Origin of the sequence: Kordiimonas sediminis (genome assembly GCF_014656395.1) — a bacterium.
Taxonomy (GTDB): Bacteria; Pseudomonadota; Alphaproteobacteria; order Sphingomonadales; family Kordiimonadaceae; genus Kordiimonas_A; species Kordiimonas_A sediminis.
This window is the reverse complement of record NZ_BNCI01000001.1, coordinates 434,651-453,631: the sequence shown is the minus strand read 5'-3', so window position 1 is coordinate 453,631 and position 18,981 is coordinate 434,651. Positions and strand designations below refer to the sequence as shown.

The following is an 18,981-nucleotide window of genomic DNA, read 5'->3' as shown; positions in this document are numbered from 1 at the left end:
TATGAAACTTGGATTTCAAAGCGCCATACTTGCAGACTTGTCCTTCGAAGAGGTCATTGATTTTGCGGCTGACACTGGCTTTGATTGTGTTGAGATCATGTGCTGGCCAGTGGGAAAGAGCGATCGTAAATATGCTGGCGTCACCCATTTGGATGTGGACGGTTTCACTAAGGCAGATGCCGAGCGTGTTCTGGCATATTGCGCGTCTAAAGGGGTGGCGATCAGCGCCCTTGGGTATTACCCAAATCCGTTATCGCCGGATGCGGAGGAGGCAGAAATTGCTGTGGCACATCTTCGGAAGCTGATCGATGCAGCGTCTCTTTTGGGCCTGGATGTTGTGAATACGTTTGTCGGTAATGACTGGACAAAATCGGTGGATGGTAATTGGCCGACGTTTATTGAAACATGGGGGCCCTTATTGTCCTATGCCGAAGACAAGAAAATTCGGATCGGTATTGAGAATTGCGCCATGTATTTCACTAAAGATGAATGGCCCGGCGGGAAAAATCTGGCCCGCAGTCCATCAATCTGGCGGCGCATGTATCAGGACTTTCCAACCCCTTATTTTGGTCTGAATTATGATCCGTCCCATTTCATCTGGATGCAGATGAACCACCTAAAACCGCTCGAAGAATTCAAGGACAGGATATTCCACGCACATGCCAAGGACGTGCGTATTGATCAGGACCGTTTGGACGATGTGGGCACGATGGCGTACCCGCTTGAGTATCATGACCCCTGTATTCCAGGGGAGGGTGATATCAACTGGGCGGAGTTCATCGGTCGGTTAAAGGAAACGGGTTTTGATGGTGCCTTCTGTATTGAAGTTGAAGACAAAAAATATGAAGGCAGCCTGGAAGACCGGAAACAGGCGCTTAGGGTGTCCTATGAACACTTAAGGCCACTTGTTTAACCGGTCTGGTAGCGTGTGACTGCCTGTGTCCAAGTCTACCGGCAGTCAGCTACAGAAGAGGTATGACATCAGTCCGGCAGGCGCGTGATGCGGATATTTCTGAATGTCACTGGATCCCCATGGTCTTGCAGCGCGATGTGACCTTCCCGTTTGGCGGCAAACGCGGGCCAGTTTGAGAATTTGCTGGCGGCCACTTTTGCTTTAAAGTCCTGTGACCCCATATCATAGGACACGACCAGTTTTCCGTTTAGCCAGTGTTCAACAGTATCACCCTGAACAATCAGGCGGCTTGTATTAAACTCGCCGACGGGTTTTGTGGTGTCTTCTGTTGGGGCATAAAGGGCAAAGAGAGCCCCGGCTTGTTCAAGCGGGGGTTCGTCGCGTCCGACATTGTCCAGAAGTTGATATTCAGGGCCAGAAAAATAGACCTGTTTCAAATCGGGTGTCTCCTGCACATGGAAGAAAACGCCGCTATTGCCACCTTCAGAGATTTTCCATTCGAAGGTCAGGTCAAAGTTTCTGTATGTTTCTTTAGAAATCAGATCGCCCGCCCCTTTGGCGATAACACGTAACGTTTCACCTTTTGCTTCCCAGCCTGCTGATATGTCGGTGCTTTGGTAACGGCGCCACTGACTTGCATCGAGAAGTGTACTCTCCTCGGCGCATGCAGCTGTTGTGCTGAACAATAGGGCTGCTGCTAGAAATGCTTTCATTTTAAATTCCAATCTTTTTCATACGCTCTTCCAGCATGGCTTTTATGTCGTCAGCGGGGCCGGGATAATGTTCCATGGGAACATTGCCAAGATATCCTATGTCTTCAAACCCGGCTGGTGTGGTGTAATAGCCGCCAAGGGTTAGTGTTCTAAACCGGTCAAAAAACCGGTGATAGGTGCTGTCTGTGTCGGTTGCAATGTCCGCCATCATGGTGACTTGGGCATCATGGCCGCACTCAGCATACCCGGCACTGAAACGGCGCTTTGCTTCGGCATCAATCCAGTCTAGACCATCAAGAATGATTTTCTGGTCATCCTGTGTTTGCTCATAGGGGCTTGAGACCCATTCATTGATAAAGTCGGGGACACCAATCATGCTTGGTGCAGGGTGCGGGGGCTCCTCGGGCAAGATGATGTCGGTCATCACCGCAGCAACCTGCAATTGCCTTTCTGTCATGATGCGGTCCCAGGGCGATGTGGGGTTCAGCATGTCAGGGTCTGTGCCGTATCCGGTAGGTGTTTTTACATATGTCCGTGCGCGGGCAATCTGCGGGGCCGTCAGTAGGGTGGCAGCTGCGGCTGAAAGCCATTTCAGGGCAGTACGGCGGTCAATCTTGGAAACATAGGGTGTCATCAGAGGTTCCCCTTTCTTGCTTCATCAGCGAGATAGGTGGCACCGCGCATCGCCAACGCCATAATCGTCAGGGTCGGGTTTTTATCAGGGTTTGATGGCAGGATGGCCCCATCCAGAACAAACAGGTTTTTCACATCCCACGTTTGCCCCCATTTGTTGACAACACTGGTGCGGGTATCCGCGCCCATGCGGGCACAGCCAACTTCATGGATGATTTCCCCGCCTTTTGCGATTGCCTCGCGTCCGTCTGTGCCAGTACCACGCGTGACGGTCCCACCAAGCCTGTCTATCAGTTCGTGGAATGTACGGCGCATGTGTGCTGCCTGATTAATTTCATAGTCTGCCCATTTCCAGTGGAATCGGAGCACAGGAATACCGAACCGGTCTTTCAGGTCTGAATCAATTTCAGCGTAGCAGTCATCATTGGGGATCATCTCACCGCGACCTGCCAGATATATATCGGCACCGTATTGCCGCCGCATTTCCTGACGCAGACCTTTACCAAACGGTACGGAGCTATGATTGGCAAGTTCGGCTATGCCCATGCCCGGCATGCGCTGGCCGCCTCCCACTTCAACATGATAACCGCGGGGAAACGGTAATTCGCCGCGGGCTTGTTGCCCATATCCCCACCAAGGCACATAAATGTGGGCGCCGCCCATGCCGTCATCATTACGGGCCGGCATGCCTTCCAGTATTGGGATATGGCCTGCGGATGAGGCACCGACCGTATCCATCAGATATTTGCCAACTGTACCGGATGAATTGGCGACACCGTCCGGATATTTGCCTGTTTTTGAATTCAAGAGAATACGGGCGCTTTCAGCCGCACTTGCTGCCAGCACAACAGCGTTGGCAGTAACGGTTTTATGATCGCCGGTATGACGGTCAATATAGGTTACGCCTTTGGCCCGATTGTCCTTGCCCATATCAACGGTATAGACCATTGCATCGGTGACCACTTCCAGATTGCCTGTCTCGAGGGCAGGCGGTATGAGAACTGTTGTTGTCTGGAACATTGCTTTGATGGAACAGCCGCGCCCACAGGCAGTGGCATAAAAACAGGCAGCCCGGCCATTCATGGGTTTCTGAATAACCGCGGCACGCATTGGGGCAACAGGTATGCCCATACTTTCAAAACCGCGGGCTAACATGATTTCGTGCAGGCGACGGTTTGGAGTGTTGTGTAGAATGCCAGGGGGGCTGTCGGGTGTGTTTTCCAGATTGGCACCGTGATAGATGCCGCCGCCGGTCACGCCAACAATTTCTTCGGTTTTGTCATACCAGGGGGCCAGCTCTTCATAGCTGATGGGCCAGTCAACGCCCAGACCATCCCGGCTGTAGGGTTTGAAGTCATATTCCCCAAAGCGGAGCGAAATACGCCCCCAGTGGTTTGTCCGGCCGCCCAGCATTCTGGGGCGCCACCACAGGAACTCTTCACCGCCAGGGTCACTGGTATAGGGTTCGCCTGGCACGGTCCAGCCACCGTCAACAGTGGCATCATAATAGCCAAAAGGTTTATCGGGGGTGGATACACCGCGCAGAGGCGCTTCATCGTTCGTATTGAACATGGGCGTTTCTTCTTCGGGTTTATAATCTCGCCCAGCTTCCAGCATCAGGACTTTTAGCCCCTTTTTTGCCAGAACATATGCACTCATGCCGCCACCGGCACCGGATCCGACGATGATCACGTCATACGGAGTTGGCTGTTTCACGGATATCCCTCTCTTTTCCCTTGCGTGCTTCCATGGTGGGAGCAGGCATCCTCACAAAAGAAAATGTAACCGGTTACATTCGGCTTTGTCAATCGTTGCGAACAGAGCGCACGGCGGGAGGAATGACAACAGAGTGTACGTTTCTGACTATGGTAGGGAGATAGCCAGTTCGCGTTCGCAGCATTTTTGCATCAGGTGCATGATAGCATCCCGGAGGTGTCGCCGTACAACGGAGATAGAGACATTATAGTGCCGTGCAATTTGCGCATAGGTTTTGTCTTTCAGCCTATAGAGAAGAAAGATTTCTTTGGTCCGTTTTGGAAGACTGCCCAGATCCTTCATGGTTTGGTGCAAAATCTGTCTGGCACATACCTTGTCATCTGCGCTGGGTGCATCGGTTGCGATTTCCACGGTCAGATCGTCATAGGTGATGAAGGCGGGTGTGACTTTCCGTTTTCTAAGACGATCCCGGATGATGTTAATGATCACTGTGCGCAAAAAGGCAGTATCATTTTCCACCTTTTCCAACTGGTCATAATTGTTCATGCGCGCAAAGGCATCCTGAACGATTTCTTCTGCATCGTCTCTGGAGACACCGCGCGCCCGTGTATAGGCAAGGAAATCCTGCAAATGGTACCTGTATAAGTTTTCTATCCTTGTTTCACGTACCTTTGCCTGCATTGATATTTCCGCTCTGTTACGCGCCGAACTTCTGGCGAGCGTCTATGATTGCACGGGCAGTTTTTTCCATATCATCTGCACTGTTGAACAGGGCAGGGGTTACACGAATACAAGCGCCCGCATTTACACCGGTTCTGTGGACAGTAAATACACCGTGGTTTTCCAGCAGATACTTGGCGACCGCCTTATTCTGTTCGGCGGATGTCTGACCGCTAAACCGGAAAGAGGTGATGCCTGCATGCAAGCGACTGTCATCGCCTGTCAGGATGTCTATACCGTCTACAGGGCGGCACTTTTGCACCCAAATGTTACGAAGATATCTCAATCGGGCTTCTTTTTTACTGCCTCCGATACTGTCATGAAATGTAAAGGCAGCGGGTACTGACAGAAGGGCAGCAAAATTGCTGGTGCCGGTATGGATCCGTCCTTCGATCCGGTCCCTTTCATAGTCCCCTGCAGCAATGTCCGGGTCGATATCTTTGAGTTTGCTTTCGCGAATGACCATGGCGCCAACTCCCAGGGGTGCGCCGATCCATTTATGCAGATTAAAACCGATAAAGTCTGCCCCAAGCGACGCGGCTGAAAAATCCATTTGCCCCCAGGAATGGGCCGCGTCAACAACCACATCAATATTCCGTGCGCGTGCGCGTTCTGCGATGGCTTTAACCGGCATGACAAGGCCCGTCCGGTGGCTGATGTGGGTCAGAAGCAGCAGTCGCGTTTTGGGGTGTTTGTCAAAAGCTTCCTCGTAAAAGGCGATCAGATCATCGTGGCTGGCTGGCTCGGGTACAGACAGCATAACGGTGGAACAGCCTACGCGTTTGGAGGCGGCGGTCATACATGCCTGAATGGACCCGTAATCCAGATCGGCCATCATCACCGTATCGCCAGGGGTTAAGCGATTATACCCGCCAATGATGTTCTTCAGGGCCTCAGTCGCGCCGCGTGTCAGCGCAACTTCAGTAGGTTTCACACCAAGACGATTTGCAACGTCATCCCGAATTGCGACGAAGTCTTTGCCGAACTGCCGACGGGCATAATAGGAGTTCTCAAAATTAACCCGTTTTGTTGCCTCGATATAGGTTTCCATCACCGGGCGTGCCATCATGCCCCAGTTGCCATTTTCAACATGGGTGATCGCCCTGGTAACGTCATACTGTTTGGCGATCGATGCCCAGTAAGCCTCATTATCAGCGGTGGCGGTGATGGTCTCTGCCGTATTTGGGGCTGCGTTCGCGGCATATACACCTTTGCCGGACAGGCCGGTTGCCACGGCGGTCAGTGTAGCGGATTTGAGTAATTGGCGCCGGTTTATAGCTGCGGTATTCATAAATGTCCCCCTGATGATTGTTTGGTCGGGTACTGGGCGTTGCGGTGTCGCGGTGAAGCAGTGCTGCAGTGCCGATGTCCTGTGACTGAGAAATAGCTGAGGGAGCACAGTATGCTCCCCACCGATGAATTACCAGATGGTCAGGCGGCTATTCAATCTTCACCCGCCCGACATCTGTTAAGCGCATGATAGCCTAGAAAGTAACATCAAGACGAATGTAATAGTTACCACCATCGGTATCATACGGTGCATTCCGGGAGTAAATAAGCCCGCGGTTCGCCTGGAATGTTGCTTCGTCAGGGTAGGTGTCAAACAGGTTTTCTGCGCCTACACGTACGGAAACAGTTTCGCTAATCCGGTAGCTTGCTGATGCATCAAAGAACATTTCTGCACCAAACTTCTGGAAAATGTCACCCGTTGTATTGTCGGAATAGTCGGTCCAGCTGCCATAGTACCGAACGCGCCCAAAGAACTCCAGATCACCCACGGTGTATGTCGCGGCCAGATTTGCAGCATGCTGCGGCAGGCGTTCTTCAAAACGAACACGCTGTGTTTCGTTCGCTTCCAGCGTACCGCCGGTAACCTTGGTGTCGTTATAGTTATAAGAGAACGTCAGGTTTAGTGTGTTTTGATCGACTGTGAAGCTCTTGCTGAGAACAAGATCAAGACCGCGTGTTCGGGTATCGAAATCATTCTGGAAGAAGCTCACACGGGCAATGCTTTCTGCGCCTGTTACACCAAGGGCAACAAGCTGTGACCGTTCTTCATCCGTCAGGGTGAACCCCTGTGAACTGCCGAAACGGTCCGAAATGTTGATCTGGTAGATATCCAGGGATGCGCTGAAGCCGTTTGCATCGCGGTAGGCAAGACCAACGGTGAAGTTCTCAGACTCCTCAGCTGTCAGGGGGTCGACGGTCGCATCAGCACGGGCATTGATGATAGCGGCAACCGGCCCTTCCGGGCTGTACCGGCCATTGGTGAAGACCTCCAGCGTGTTGGTATCAAGCCCCTGTGAATTACGTTCACTGAACAACTGGCCCGGTGTAGGCGCCCGGAAACCGGTTGATGCAGTTGCGCGCAGCGCCAGGTTTTCTGTCAGTTCAAAACGGGTGGAGATTTTACCGTTCAGCGTATCACCAAACTGGGAGTAATCTTCGTACCGACCGGCAATGCCAACGGTCCAGACGTCTGTGAACGGTAGTTCCAGATCAACATAGGCCGCGTAACTTTCCTGATCGAAGGTGCCAGCCTGACTTGGTGCAATGCCAAAGAAACCGTTGGAGCCTGATGGCAGGCCGTCAACCGCAGCCGGGCCTACTGTGTAGGAGGCGACATCCCCCGCTGTGATCTCATATGTTTCCTTTCGGCGTTCGCCACCAAAGGCAAGGTTGGCGTCAGCTGCGAGGAAGTCAACCGTAAACGGGTAGACGAAATCCAGGTTGATGTTGGTTTCGCGCTGTTCGAGTGTACCTGGCTCAAAGCTGGTTGGGCTGTTTGGCCCAAGCGACGCATTGATGGTATTTGACAGGAAATAATCGATTTTATTCGCCCCTTGCCCGATGCTCAGATCCCAGCTAAGGGCATCGTTCATCAGCATACCTTCAACGCCTGCGACAATGGACATGTCCTTGTCTTTCTGACCAAACTGCGGCGAGAAACCTGCAGGATACAGATCAGCAAGATCAAAGTCCGGGTAGACACTGCTGACATTGAAGACACCGGATTCCGGGTTACGCCAGTTAAAGTCAGAGACACCTTCGCCTTCGTTGTAGGTACCAAACACATACATGTTGGTGCTGTCTGCAACTTCCATAGATGCATTCAGCGCCAGGCGCAGGCCGTCGCGTTCCGGCTGGCCCCAGTTCTGGACAGGATTATCAAGGGTGATGTCCGGGTTAGCTTCCTGAAAATCAATGGCGTCTGGACGCTGACGGGACCGGGACGTGCGTGCTGCATCATAATATTCTGCGGTCAGGGACAGGAAACCCGTATCTCCCAATTCCCAGCCACCACGGCCACCCAGACGATAATTTGTGCCGTCACCCTCATAATATTCAGAATATTGACCAAACAATTTGTAGCCTGGTTCATCATCCAGAATAACGTTGATAACACCGGCGATCGCATCTGACCCATACTGTGCGGATGCACCGTCCCGCAGGACTTCCATACGTTTAATGGCGAATGACGGGATTGTTGCCATATCGGCTGACTGTGCACCACTGAATCCCAGAAGGGCAGACCGGTGACGGCGTTTGCCGTTAATCAGAACGAGCGTATGATCAGAAGACAGGTTGCGCAGTGTTGCCGGGCGAACATAAATCAAGCCGTCGTTCATCGGCAGTCGCTGTACTTTAAAAGACGGTACAATCTGCGCAATGGTATCAAGCAGGTCCTCGGAAGATGTGCTGTTGATGGCAGAGTTGCTAACCACATCAATTGGAGCGAGCGAGCTGAAAGCCGTTCTGTCTGCCTGACGGGTTCCTGTTACGATGATTGTGTCAATTGTCTCGGCGCTTTCTGCGGGTTCTGCACCCAGTGCAGCTGGACTAAAAGCAGAAAAAGCGACGCTGGAGCATAATACTCCGGCAAGTTTTATATATTTAGGTAACATTGCGTTTCCTCATTAAAAAATGAATCCCTGAAATTAAACGTCTGGAAAATATCCTCTGGTGGGAACGTGAAACCAGGCGCTCAAAACATAAGACGAGGCGCAATGTGGGTTTTGTCGACAAAGGTGTAATTGTCACAAAACAGTCATGAAATAGGACGGTTGTAATGTTTATTAAAATTGATAATTAATAAATTAAAACAATATGTTAATTGATTTTCATATGAAGATTGATTGTGTTTTCTTCTGCCGAGTGTTTACGTCTTATAGACGGGAAAATTACCCGGTAGATGAGAGTATCTCAAAGGAGCCAGCAAGGCGGATATCACCCGAGCGCGATCAGGGTGCAGGTCGTCTGCACAGCAGGATAATTTGAAATACAGGCTTCGCGGAAGGTGTGAATTTTCTCCAGTGATGTGGACCGCACATCGAGCATATAATCATATTGCCCGGACACCATGGTAAAGGTTACTACCTCGGCCGAGGTGTGCAGGTATTTTTCAAATTCCTGCAATGTGGCATCGTCCTGATGTTTCAGGCCAATCATGATAAAGGCCCGCACGGTTGGTTCTTCGACCTGCTTGCCGCGACGACGTGGTTTTTTCTGTGAGGGGATGCTGGATATTTCCATGGTTTTATCCTGTTGGGTCAGTTTGCAGGGGCTTGCTTCCTCGGCGGTGCCAGTCTATTCGCAGATCACGATCATTATTTGAAGACGATCGTTCGGTTGCCGTGCATCATGACACGGCGCTCAGCATGCCAGCGCACGGCCCTTGTCAGTGCCAGTGTCTCGGTATCCCGACCAACATTGACAAATTCCTCTACAGATACGGAGTGATCTACCCGTTCTACTGCTTGCTCGATAATCGGGCCTTCATCCAGATCGGTGGTGACATAGTGGGCCGTGGCACCAATGATTTTTACCCCTTTATCATGGGCCTGGCTGTAGGGTTTTGCACCCTTGAAGCTGGGCAGGAAGGAATGGTGAATATTGATGGCTTTGCCGTCGAAATCCCGGCACATATCCGCCGACAGAATTTGCATGTAACGCGCCAGAATAAGAAGTTCCGCATCATGCGACTGGAACAGGCTGCGTATCTGCTGTTCCTGTTCTGCCTTGTTTTCCTTCGAGACAGGCAGATAGTGATATGGAATGCCAGCCCATTCAACAAATCCGCGCATATCTTCATGGTTGGACAGGACCGCGCATATTTCAATGGGCAGAATGCCAGCCAACTGGCGGTGAATTAACTCCTGCAGACAGTGCCCAAATCTGGAAACGGCAATCACCACTTTCATTGGTTTGTTCGCATCATAAACCGAACAGTCTGCGGCATATTTTTCGGTCAGCGGTTGAATGGCAGCCCGCAAATCATCTGCACTGCCGGTCTTATTCGTGAAGACAAACCGCAGGAAAGCTTTACCCGTTTTTATGTCCGTATGATGATTGGCTTCTGTGATGTTCCCGCCCATGGAAGCAATGAGACTGGAAAAGGCACCTACGAGCCCGCAGGCATCTGTGCAGGCGATAGTCAGGATAAAAGCGTTTTCAGAATGGTTCATAGGGGCCTCGCTGGTATAGTCACTCGGTACATACCCCATAATCGGGGGTGCTCGGGGCACAGAATACTTGATGTCTGACCCACAGCACCTCTGTCCTATACCCTGATAAAAAAGTTCCAACAAGGTAAAGGATTGCAGATCGCCGCGCGGTGTGCGGGTTTCCCGTTTTGGGTTACATTTGACTTGTTACTGTTGCGATCAGGACAGGCGTGGCCGCCACAGCATTCTGCCGAATATGCCGACAAACAGAAGGAAGGTTGCACACCACAATATCGCTGAGATTACCAGAAGAGCCTGATAGTGATCCACTAGTATCGGCGCCAGCGTCCGGGTAGCCGCCGCTGCGAACGCACAGATATACATTGCTGTGCCAGATATGCCGGCGGCAAGGGGTCGTCCGGTATGGCCAAGGGTTGCCCTGCTCATAACAGCCAAAGGCATCATGCCCATCAATCCGGCGGTCAGTGCATGAATGCCGCTGGTGGGCGGGACGGCAAGGTCGGGCAGTATCATCCCAATGCCCAGTAGTCCCAGACCAAGCGGCAGCCACAGATAGGCAACATGCAGGACCAAAACAATTGCACTGGTGCCGGTTGTCCAGCCTTTCCAGCGCCATAGACGGACAAGGTGCCCTATTGCAGCCAGAAGTAACAGTGTGCCGCTCATGACAGTATCGGGCAATAGTATCCACGCAAGCAGTGACAGGGCGGTAACGGCCAGCAGTATTTTATCATATAGGTTAAAGGGGACAGGACGGGCTTTGTGGCCAGCTTTGATAAGCCAGTTTGTTGTAAAGCTTGGCACAATACGGCCCCCGATCAGGGCATTCAGCATGACGATCAGCGCAACTGCCGCAGTGCCGGCTAAGTTTGTGCCAAGTATGCCGGTCGCTTCCAGATGAAAGGCAATGTTGGCGGCCGCAAGCAGGCTGATGATCACTGAGACAGGGGCATTGCGCCAGTTTTTTCCTGCCATGATTTCGCGGATACAAACGCCTGCGACAGCTAACAGAAACAGACTATCCAGCCAGGCTGCAAGCATATACGGCAGCGGGGTAATCATCGCGGCCCGACCTGCCAGCCACAGTAGGACAAGTATCAAAAGTGGCCCACCCCTGACTGGTAGCCTTCCAGTCCAGTTTGGGATAGCGGTTAGCAGAAAACCCGTGATAACAGCGGCAAGATACCCGAAGATCATCTCGTGCACATGCCAGTCGAGTGGCGTGTAGGGTCCGGCGGTATCGCCACCACGGATAAACATATAGACCCAAAAGGGGACAAGACCTGCGGCAAACAAGGACGCCAGCAGGAAAAACGGACGAAAGCCAAAGCTTAATATCGCCGGGCCTGTATAGGTTTTTGTCCCCATTTTGGTACCTTTCCAGTGGGTATGAAAGGGTACCATACAGGACTTTGATACACCTACCTAGGGGGCAGATTGTCCCAGCCTAAAATATAGATTTCGTGTACATCTCTACTTTTATGCTGCCATGCTCTTTAGGTGCTCAATCAGAACGTCTCGTGCTTTTTCAGCTACAGGCAGAACCCGGTCAAACGACAGGAAGGCATGAATAGTTGTTTCAAAATTAACATGCGTCGCCTGCCCGCCTGCCTTGACCATGCGGTCATAAAAGGCAATGCCTTCATCCCGTAGCGGGTCATAGCCCGCCGTAATGATCAGCGTTTTCGGATACAGACCAAGGTTATCGGACAGGACTGGAGATACCAAGGGGTTATGCCTGTCTTGCTTGTCGGTGAGATATTGTTCAGTTGACCAGTCGATCATGGCCTCCTCAAGGAAATACTCTCCAGTACCAAACAGGCGGCGTGAAGGATAGTCGGTCTGACCCGATACATCTGTCATTGGGTAGATCATCGCAAGCCCGGCCGGCATGGGAATGTCTGTAGTTGACAGATGTTCACAGGTTGCCGCAACGAGATTTCCCCCTGCACTGTCCCCACATAGAAGGATGCGGTCCCTATCAATGTTGTATGTCTGAGCATCAAGGCGCAGGGCCTTGTATGCCTCGATCACATCGTTTAATCCCGCGGGGAAGGGATGTTCGGGCGCCAGGCGATACTCAACGGAGAAAACCTGCATGCCTGACTGCTTAGCCAGGCGTCTGCAAAAACTGTCATATCCATCAAGTGTGCCTAGCGCCCATCCACCCCCGTGTGCAAACAGTATGGCAGGATTTTCTGCATCAGTTATGTCGTTTGGGACATACCTGCGCACAAGCACCGTGCCGCCTGTTAATCTCACATTTTCAACACTATCAATTTCAGAAGAAGGCACCGCGAGGGAGATCATAATTTCCTCTGCGGCTTTCCTATAATCGGGGAGAGGTGGCAGGCCATCTACAAACCTGCCACCTGCAGCCATCTCGTCGAGAAGCTGCTTTGTCTGGGTATCAAGAACCATAGTAATGAACCCTAAAAACGTGTCTTCAGGCTAAGGCCCCATGTGCGCGGATTACCGTAGTATCCAAGCTGGTAGCCAAGCGAGTCGCTTAGGTCAAAACCGTGGCTGAGGTATTTCTTGTTTGTCAGGTTTTTACCGTCCAGTGCGACTTCCCATGCGCCGCCTTCTGCTACATAGGCGATGCCTGCGGATACAAGGGCATAGCCGTCCTGTGCCAGTATCTCGCTACTGGACACGGTGGAATATGTTTTAGACCGGTAATTCACATCCCCCATCAAACGAATATTGCCACCTGACTGTAGTTGATGTTCGTAGTTAAAGCCCAGTCGAGCCGTCCATTTTGGGCTGTTGACCATGTGCCGCATGTCGCTGATATCGCTGCCGTCCGGGCCGATATATTCGTCATATTCAGCATCCATATAGCCAAGAGACCCCTGTAGGGTGAGCCCTTCTGACACGCGCGCCAGCATTTCCATTTCAATGCCTTTGGTGGTTGCCCGGCCTGCGTTGGTAAAGAGCGCCCGGAAGCTGCCGTCTGGGTTGGCAACAAAGCTGGAAAGCTGCAGGTCTTTGTATTTATTCATGAAACCGGCAATGTTCAGGGTCATCCGGCCGTCCAGTAGTGTTGACTTCAAGCCGGTTTCATAGGACCACATGGTTTCAGGATCAAACGGGATTGCTTCGTCCGCAGAATTTGATCGCCCATCAAAACCACCGCTTTTGAAGCCGCGACTTGCACTGACATAGGCCATCAGATCATCATTAATTTGATAATCAAAGCCGACCTTGGGGGACCAGGATGACCAGGTGTCGTCAACGGTCAGGTCGGTGACCCGTGCGCCTTGTCCGATCGGTACCGGCAAGAGTGTGTCAGCACTGAAAAACTCCTGAATCCGGTCAAAGTCTTTCTTTTCTTTTGTATAGCGAATGCCCGCAGTCAGAGAGAGCCGGTCATTCATCCGGTAATTCGTGTTCAGATATCCGGCATAGCTTTTGTTATGCTGGTCATTAACCGACCCGGATACAAACGCGATCACAGGTCCAAATACACCGGCGAATGTATTGTCATGCTCTTTAAAATAATAAAGCCCGCCAATAACGTCCAGGGCATCAGATGTGTAGGAAAGCTGTAGTTCCTGGCTGAACTGATTCTGTTCTTCGTGAACATAAATACCAAAGAACGCAAACTCGGTGGCATCAAGATCCAGGTGGGTATCGTATGTCATTTCACGGTATGAGGTGATTGACTTCAGGGTTAAAGAATCTGTGGCGTCATACGCAATTGTTGCGGCACCGCCGTAAACATCCAGTTTGTTCAAATCATTGAAGTCTGCAGCGATCACAAAAGGATCGTCATTTGGTTCTGCAGCGCCGAAGACAGATGTCATGCGCGCGGGTGTCCGGGATGTGTCCGGGTGGCTTTCTGATCCGTCCAGTGTGAAATCGATGGACAGGTCTTCAGTCGGCGTGAAATACAGTCCAGCTTTCAAAGCCCAGGTTTCTTTGTCGCTGTCGTCCTTGCCATTGGCTTCGTTCGTCGCGAACCCGTCACGGCTTAGATAGGCGGCACTGATTTTACCGGCCAGCTTGTCTTCAACGATCGGGCCGCCAACGGATGCTTTTACATCCAGTCTGTCATAGCTGCCAACTGTGATCGACGCATCCCCGGCAAGGGTGTCCCCCGGTTTTTTGGAGACAAATTTGACGGCGCCGCCAATTGTGTTACGGCCATATAGTGTTCCTTGCGGACCGCGCAATACTTCAATGCGCTCTGCATCCAGGACATCAAGGAAGGCACCTTGTGCCCGTCCCAGATAGACATCATCCATGTAAATGCCGACACCGGGGTCGGCAAAAGCCAGAGAGTCCACCTGCCCGACACCGCGGATGTAGACAACAGCGTTAGAGGCATCACCCACATGCAGTGTCAGGTTTGGTACCATTTTCTGAATGTCGCCAAGATCGGTGAAATCACCGTCTTCGAGCATGCTTGCGCCGATTGCTGTAACCGATACCGGTACAGTCTGAAGGCTTTCAGAAACTCGGCGGGCAGATACCTGGATTTCTTCCAGCACGGCGGATGAAGATGATGTGGTGTCCTGTGCGGCAACATTGCCTGCACAAAAAATTAATCCGGACGTCAGGACCGTTGACGCTAGTAAATACTTTGTATGGGTCTGCATGTTTTTTTCCTGCCCTTATAAACTCTTCCCATATGACAACAGCAGTGTTTTAAGAAAAAGAATACGGAAGAGTTTACCGAAAAATTACCCGCATATTTTGCGGGTAATTACGCTTGTCTGAATAGAGGGTGCTAATCGGCCTTCAGGGCAGACATGGCCTTATCAATTGTAACACTAAGATGACGGCGCATCAGGGCTTCCAGTTTGGGCGACGGCAGAACCAGCATAACCCTGCCGTCCGCAGGCGAAGGCGTTTTGATGATATAGCGGTCTTGTTCGGCCTTTTTGATTCGCTCTTCACGGGTGCGGTTTGATCCGGTTTTCATCATCTGGGCAGCGGCAGAAACCGTCAGCGGCGTCCCTTGCCATTTGTTCAGAACGCAGCCGACAAGAAGGTACCAGAATTCCTGCGTAAAATAGGTCGGTCGTTTCTCAAAAATGGCATCCCAGTCATTCGCATAGAATAGCAGAACGTCCACCCACTTGGACAATATGTCCAGTGGATAGTCCGGATATTCCTGATCCAAATCGACTGTGTGAAAATCTCTCATATTCGGCGACCATAATCTCTTTAATTGCCTGTTACAACTGCAATTCTTCGGCTCTGTGACAAGCATGAAGTAGAATCACATAGCCTGCAATAATAATGTGGTCTCTATCAAGTGTTGGGGCGAGTAAGTATATATGTACTGCCTTTTCGCGGGCAATCATCTATTTTCTCTTAGTGAACACACACAGCTTGTTTCCGTCTGGATCGCGGACATATGCTACAAAATGTGTTTGTTCACGAATGCCGGGGTTTCCCTGATCCGATCCGCCGGATTTTAGGGCCGCAGCGTGAAACCCATTAACCCTATCATAATCTCCCACCTCGAAGGCAAGCATGGTTCCATTTCCGTTTGTTGCATTGTCTCCGTTAAATGGAAGGACGATGCAGACTTTCCCTTCGTCTCCTGGACGCCCATATTGTGTCCATTCTGGACTTGTGATTTTACCAATAGCACTGAAAGCTACATCGTAGAATATAATGGCTCTGTCCAAATCGTTGGTGCCGGGTGTTGAATAGGCAATCATATGGCTGGTCGTTTTTGGGTTTTCTTGGTACGGATCAGCTTTAGTACGAGTTCCAGCTCTAAGGGAGGTTCTTTCTCATTGCGTCGATACACATTGCCGGATGGGGTCCTGGTAACGAGTTTGAAGTCTATTAAAGCCCTGCGCAAAAGTGCGTGATCATTGAAAGTATTTAAGTCCTTTAGGAGGTTGTTCATGTCGTGCTCTCCTAAATCTTGATGCGCAGGGAGGTGCGTCCAGATCACCCACATACAAAGACGTGCTCGTGAATCCTTTGATGGCCACCTTGTTAATTGGCCGTTAAAATTGAAATAGCGCGCTGTCTGTTCAGTCATGGCAAGGTCGATGTGCGGGGATTCGCTGACAGGCGGTGTCAAATCCTGTGTTGGTTCTTGCTGGGTACGGAAATGCTGAAAATTTCTATAACCAGCCGAACGGGCTAAGATATTTAGAAGCTCAACATGGCTTGGCAGTCGATCTAAATCCAGTAATTGTTGGCGAATTGATCTGGCCGTTTTTGAAATATCGGAGACATTATAGGCGAGTTTGGTTTTAGGCATAACTTGGTCCTCTAAATGCCATCGGCTTGTCGGAGTTGCCAACTTACGACCCGGGCAAAGAGTCAAGTCATCATGCTGAATACATTGAGGCAGGTTTAGCATCCCGTTTGGGTGGCAACGTCTAGGTGAACTGCAGACCTATCTCAGAATGCTTTCCTGCTTAACTCAAGTCAATCAAAATGCGCTTGTAAGCAGTATAGTTTACTCTCAGGGGTCGTTTTTACACTGTATACACTGATATCAGCTTCCTAGTTGATCATGCGTTTACCTTTGTGGGTGAAAGGGACTTTATAGTTTTTTTGGATGGGGGCTTACAAAGGATTTGAGCATTTTGTCCCATCTTATGACTGTACATAATTTTTCAGTTTTCAATGATATTGCATGGATTAGAATGACGGAAAAATGCCAAGAGTTGGGAAACAACTGTAGGCCCCGGTGTGAACACCAATAGAAAAAGGGCCTAGGAATTTCTTCCTAAGCCCTTGAAGATATTGGTGGAGCCGAGGGGGATCGAACCCCTGACCTCTACACTGCCAGTGTAGCGCTCTCCCAGCTGAGCTACGGCCCCGTGACTGTCCGCCCGTGGGGCGTTTCAGTCCAATTCCTAAAATCTGGCAGGACTATAATCGGAGGTATTTTTCGAGGCAAGGGCTTTCATGGCGCTGCCTGAAAAATTCACCGCGACCGATTATTGACCTTATTCGTCATCATCCGACAAAGAGGTGTCAACCATGCCTTTGACTTCGGTGTCGTCGTCGTCATCAAGGCTGATGTCGTCGATGTCATCTACATCGATATCGTCATCATCAGAATCCAGCGCGTCAGCGCCTTCAGTGCTGTCTTCTTCTTTGTCTTCAACGATGATTGGCTGTTTGGTTTTCAGAACAGGTTCCGGAACCCATTCGTTACCACAGTCAATACATGTAACCGGGTCATTTTTTTTCAGGTCATAGAAACGGGTGCCACAACTTGGGCAAGTCCGCTTAGTACCCCATTCTTCTTTCGCCACGTCATTCTCCGTGTTTTTTGCGGGCATGGAATAGAAAGTATTCTACAGTCCGCTTTATAATGCCAGCGATTCGATAAATATTCGGCGCTTCACTTGCCATGAACACCGTCAACTGTCAAAGATTTACTGAATTGATTCGACCTTAAAGTGGATTTTTTTACGTGCCAAAGCTATTAACAAGCCCTTTCACTGCCTTTGAGGGACAAATTTCTGTCCCCGGAGACAAATCTATTTCTCACCGTTCTATCATGCTTCCGGCCCTTGCGGTTGGTGAAAGCCGGATCGTGGGCCTTCTCGAAGGCGAAGATGTTCTTGCCACCGCAGATGCCATGCGGGCGATGGGGGCGCGGGTGGAAAAACAGGCAGATGGGTCTTGGTCTGTGTGGGGTGTTGGCGTTGGCGGCCTGACGTCTCCCGACAAAGTTCTGGATTTTGGCAACTCCGGGACGTCGACCCGTCTTTTGATGGGGCTTATCGCCAGCCATGATATTACAGTGATGATGACGGGCGATGCATCACTGCGGTCCCGTCCGATGAGCCGGGTAATGAACCCGCTTATGTCTGTCGGGGCGCAGTTTGTGGCGTCAGAGGGGGGCAGGTTGCCTGTAACGGAGATAGGGGCGAAAATGCCGCTGCCGCTTGATTACACAACACCGATGGCCAGCGCGCAGGTGAAAAGTGCCGTACTTTTGGCAGGGTTGAACACGCCGGGCACCACCATAGTGCGCGAGGCAGTATCGACTCGCGATCATACCGAACGGATGCTGAAAGCGATGGGGGCGGACATTACTGTGGAGGAAAACGGGCAAGGGCGCACCATTACACTGGTGGGCCAGCCAGAGTTGCAGCCTATCTCGATTATCGTACCGGGAGACATCTCCAGCGCGGCTTTCATTCTGGTTGCAGCCAGCATCATCCCCGGTGCAGACGTGATGATATCGCATGTTGGAATGAATCCTTTGCGTACAGGGATCATTGCTGCACTCCAGGCAATGGGCGCTGATATCGACATTCTGAATGCAAAGACCGTTGGCGGGGAAGAGGTGGCAGATCTGCATGTCAGGGGGGCTGCCCTTAAAGGTATTTCAAGCCTGCCGGTTGATCCGTCCACAATGATTGATGAATTTCCTGTTCTGTTTTGTGCGGCAGCTGTCGCAGAAGGGGAGAGTGTTTTCACCGGTCTTGAAGAAATGCGGGTTAAAGAATCGGACCGTATCGCGGTAATGGCCGCCGGGCTTGCAGCAAACGGAGTGCAGGTTGAAGAATTGGAAGATGGTCTGAAGGTAACTGGCTGCGGCGGCAAGGTGCCGGGCGGGGCAGAGGTTGCAACCCATCTTGATCACCGTATCGCCATGAGCTTTGCTGTGCTTGGACAAATGGCAGTAAAGCCTATTACCATTGATGATGCCTCGCCAATTCAGACAAGTTTTCCGACATTTGTATCCCTTATGTCTGACTTGGGTGCAGGGCTTAGCCTGCAGGCGTAAATGTTGGCTTCAGGAAAGCCCCGGAATGCATTTGGGCGTATTTTGATGCCTCAACCGGTTTCGTGACAGCTTGCACGTCTTGTTGCCTGA

At 51.2% G+C, this 18,981-nt stretch carries 17 protein-coding genes and 1 tRNA gene; 2 read left to right on the top strand and 16 right to left on the bottom strand.

The annotated features are described in order from the left end of the window. Position 1 precedes the first annotated feature (1 nt). Entirely contained in the window at positions 2-913 is a 912-nt protein-coding gene (locus tag IE181_RS02115) for a sugar phosphate isomerase/epimerase family protein (RefSeq protein WP_191249902.1), read from the top strand. Between the two features lie 68 nt (positions 914-981). Here IE181_RS02115 and IE181_RS02110 read toward each other — a convergent pair whose 3' ends face one another. The 16 genes from IE181_RS02110 to IE181_RS02035 all read right to left on the bottom strand — a co-directional run bounded on the left by IE181_RS02110 (position 982) and on the right by IE181_RS02035 (position 17,404). After that, entirely contained in the window at positions 982-1,626 is a 645-nt protein-coding gene (locus IE181_RS02110; RefSeq protein ID WP_191249901.1) for a 3-keto-disaccharide hydrolase, read from the bottom strand. Position 1,627: 1 nt separating this feature from the next. Then, positions 1,628-2,260, bottom strand: a complete 633-nt coding sequence (locus IE181_RS02105; protein WP_191249900.1) for a gluconate 2-dehydrogenase subunit 3 family protein — start codon at positions 2,258-2,260, stop codon at positions 1,628-1,630. Then, on the bottom strand, positions 2,260-3,975 hold the full coding sequence (locus IE181_RS02100) for a GMC family oxidoreductase (RefSeq protein WP_229819086.1): 1,716 nt from the start codon (positions 3,973-3,975) through the stop codon (positions 2,260-2,262). Before IE181_RS02100 ends, IE181_RS02105 begins: the two co-directional genes overlap by 1 nt. A gap of 147 nt (positions 3,976-4,122) precedes the next feature. Beyond that, positions 4,123-4,656 carry an RNA polymerase sigma factor gene (locus IE181_RS02095; RefSeq protein ID WP_191249899.1) on the bottom strand — a complete coding sequence of 178 codons (534 nt, stop codon included), beginning with the start codon at positions 4,654-4,656 and terminating at the stop codon, positions 4,123-4,125. A gap of 16 nt (positions 4,657-4,672) precedes the next feature. After that, a complete protein-coding gene (locus IE181_RS02090; protein WP_191249898.1) occupies positions 4,673-5,986 on the bottom strand; it encodes an aminotransferase class V-fold PLP-dependent enzyme in 1,314 nt (437 codons plus the stop codon). A 193-nt stretch (positions 5,987-6,179) separates the two neighbouring features. Beyond that, positions 6,180-8,600 (bottom strand): TonB-dependent receptor plug domain-containing protein, encoded by a 2,421-nt coding sequence (locus IE181_RS02085; RefSeq protein WP_191249897.1) that lies wholly within the window; start codon positions 8,598-8,600, stop codon positions 6,180-6,182. Positions 8,601-8,922: 322 nt separating this feature from the next. After that, on the bottom strand, positions 8,923-9,228 hold the full coding sequence (locus IE181_RS02080) for an Lrp/AsnC ligand binding domain-containing protein (protein WP_191249896.1): 306 nt from the start codon (positions 9,226-9,228) through the stop codon (positions 8,923-8,925). A gap of 74 nt (positions 9,229-9,302) precedes the next feature. Continuing rightward, positions 9,303-10,160, bottom strand: a complete 858-nt coding sequence (purU, locus tag IE181_RS02075) for a formyltetrahydrofolate deformylase (RefSeq protein WP_191249895.1) — start codon at positions 10,158-10,160, stop codon at positions 9,303-9,305. Positions 10,161-10,358: 198 nt separating this feature from the next. Further along, complete coding sequence (locus tag IE181_RS02070; protein WP_191249894.1) at positions 10,359-11,528, bottom strand: NnrS family protein; 1,170 nt, start codon at positions 11,526-11,528, stop codon at positions 10,359-10,361. A 111-nt stretch (positions 11,529-11,639) separates the two neighbouring features. Further along, positions 11,640-12,581, bottom strand: a complete 942-nt coding sequence (locus IE181_RS02065) for an alpha/beta hydrolase (RefSeq protein WP_191249893.1) — start codon at positions 12,579-12,581, stop codon at positions 11,640-11,642. Between the two features lie 11 nt (positions 12,582-12,592). Beyond that, positions 12,593-14,764, bottom strand: coding sequence for a TonB-dependent receptor (locus tag IE181_RS02060; protein ID WP_191249892.1), 2,172 nt, complete (start codon positions 14,762-14,764; stop codon positions 12,593-12,595). A 131-nt stretch (positions 14,765-14,895) separates the two neighbouring features. After that, a complete protein-coding gene (locus tag IE181_RS02055) occupies positions 14,896-15,315 on the bottom strand; it encodes a winged helix DNA-binding protein (protein WP_191249891.1) in 420 nt (139 codons plus the stop codon). A gap of 160 nt (positions 15,316-15,475) precedes the next feature. Further along, positions 15,476-15,838 carry a VOC family protein gene (locus tag IE181_RS02050; protein ID WP_191249890.1) on the bottom strand — a complete coding sequence of 121 codons (363 nt, stop codon included), beginning with the start codon at positions 15,836-15,838 and terminating at the stop codon, positions 15,476-15,478. Then, on the bottom strand, positions 15,835-16,395 hold the full coding sequence (locus IE181_RS02045) for a DUF2087 domain-containing protein (protein WP_191249889.1): 561 nt from the start codon (positions 16,393-16,395) through the stop codon (positions 15,835-15,837). Before IE181_RS02045 ends, IE181_RS02050 begins: the two co-directional genes overlap by 4 nt. A gap of 492 nt (positions 16,396-16,887) precedes the next feature. Then, a tRNA-Ala gene (locus IE181_RS02040) sits at positions 16,888-16,963 on the bottom strand. Positions 16,964-17,092: 129 nt separating this feature from the next. Beyond that, complete coding sequence (locus IE181_RS02035; protein WP_191249888.1) at positions 17,093-17,404, bottom strand: FYDLN acid domain-containing protein; 312 nt, start codon at positions 17,402-17,404, stop codon at positions 17,093-17,095. A gap of 161 nt (positions 17,405-17,565) precedes the next feature. On the opposite strand from IE181_RS02035, the gene aroA reads away from it, so the two are divergent. After that, a complete protein-coding gene (gene aroA / locus IE181_RS02030) occupies positions 17,566-18,891 on the top strand; it encodes a 3-phosphoshikimate 1-carboxyvinyltransferase (RefSeq protein ID WP_191249887.1) in 1,326 nt (441 codons plus the stop codon). Positions 18,892-18,981 lie beyond the last annotated feature (90 nt).

What these genes read in the sequence shown, in the direction of transcription:
- IE181_RS02090 (WP_191249898.1), bottom strand. Translation starts at nt 5,986, where the DNA reads ATGAATACCGCAGCTATAAACCGGCGCCAATTACTCAAATCCGCTACA.
- IE181_RS02115 (WP_191249902.1), top strand. Translation starts at nt 2, where the DNA reads ATGAAACTTGGATTTCAAAGCGCCATACTTGCAGACTTGTCCTTCGAA.
- IE181_RS02110 (WP_191249901.1), bottom strand. Translation starts at nt 1,626, where the DNA reads ATGAAAGCATTTCTAGCAGCAGCCCTATTGTTCAGCACAACAGCTGCA.
- IE181_RS02080 (WP_191249896.1), bottom strand. Translation starts at nt 9,228, where the DNA reads ATGGAAATATCCAGCATCCCCTCACAGAAAAAACCACGTCGTCGCGGC.
- IE181_RS02065 (WP_191249893.1), bottom strand. Translation starts at nt 12,581, where the DNA reads ATGGTTCTTGATACCCAGACAAAGCAGCTTCTCGACGAGATGGCTGCA.
- IE181_RS02060 (WP_191249892.1), bottom strand. Translation starts at nt 14,764, where the DNA reads ATGCAGACCCATACAAAGTATTTACTAGCGTCAACGGTCCTGACGTCC.
- purU (WP_191249895.1), bottom strand. Translation starts at nt 10,160, where the DNA reads ATGAACCATTCTGAAAACGCTTTTATCCTGACTATCGCCTGCACAGAT.
- IE181_RS02050 (WP_191249890.1), bottom strand. Translation starts at nt 15,838, where the DNA reads ATGATTGCCTATTCAACACCCGGCACCAACGATTTGGACAGAGCCATT.
- IE181_RS02105 (WP_191249900.1), bottom strand. Translation starts at nt 2,260, where the DNA reads ATGACACCCTATGTTTCCAAGATTGACCGCCGTACTGCCCTGAAATGG.
- IE181_RS02045 (WP_191249889.1), bottom strand. Translation starts at nt 16,395, where the DNA reads ATGCCTAAAACCAAACTCGCCTATAATGTCTCCGATATTTCAAAAACG.
- IE181_RS02085 (WP_191249897.1), bottom strand. Translation starts at nt 8,600, where the DNA reads ATGTTACCTAAATATATAAAACTTGCCGGAGTATTATGCTCCAGCGTC.
- IE181_RS02055 (WP_191249891.1), bottom strand. Translation starts at nt 15,315, where the DNA reads ATGAGAGATTTTCACACAGTCGATTTGGATCAGGAATATCCGGACTAT.
- IE181_RS02095 (WP_191249899.1), bottom strand. Translation starts at nt 4,656, where the DNA reads ATGCAGGCAAAGGTACGTGAAACAAGGATAGAAAACTTATACAGGTAC.
- IE181_RS02070 (WP_191249894.1), bottom strand. Translation starts at nt 11,528, where the DNA reads ATGGGGACAAAAACCTATACAGGCCCGGCGATATTAAGCTTTGGCTTT.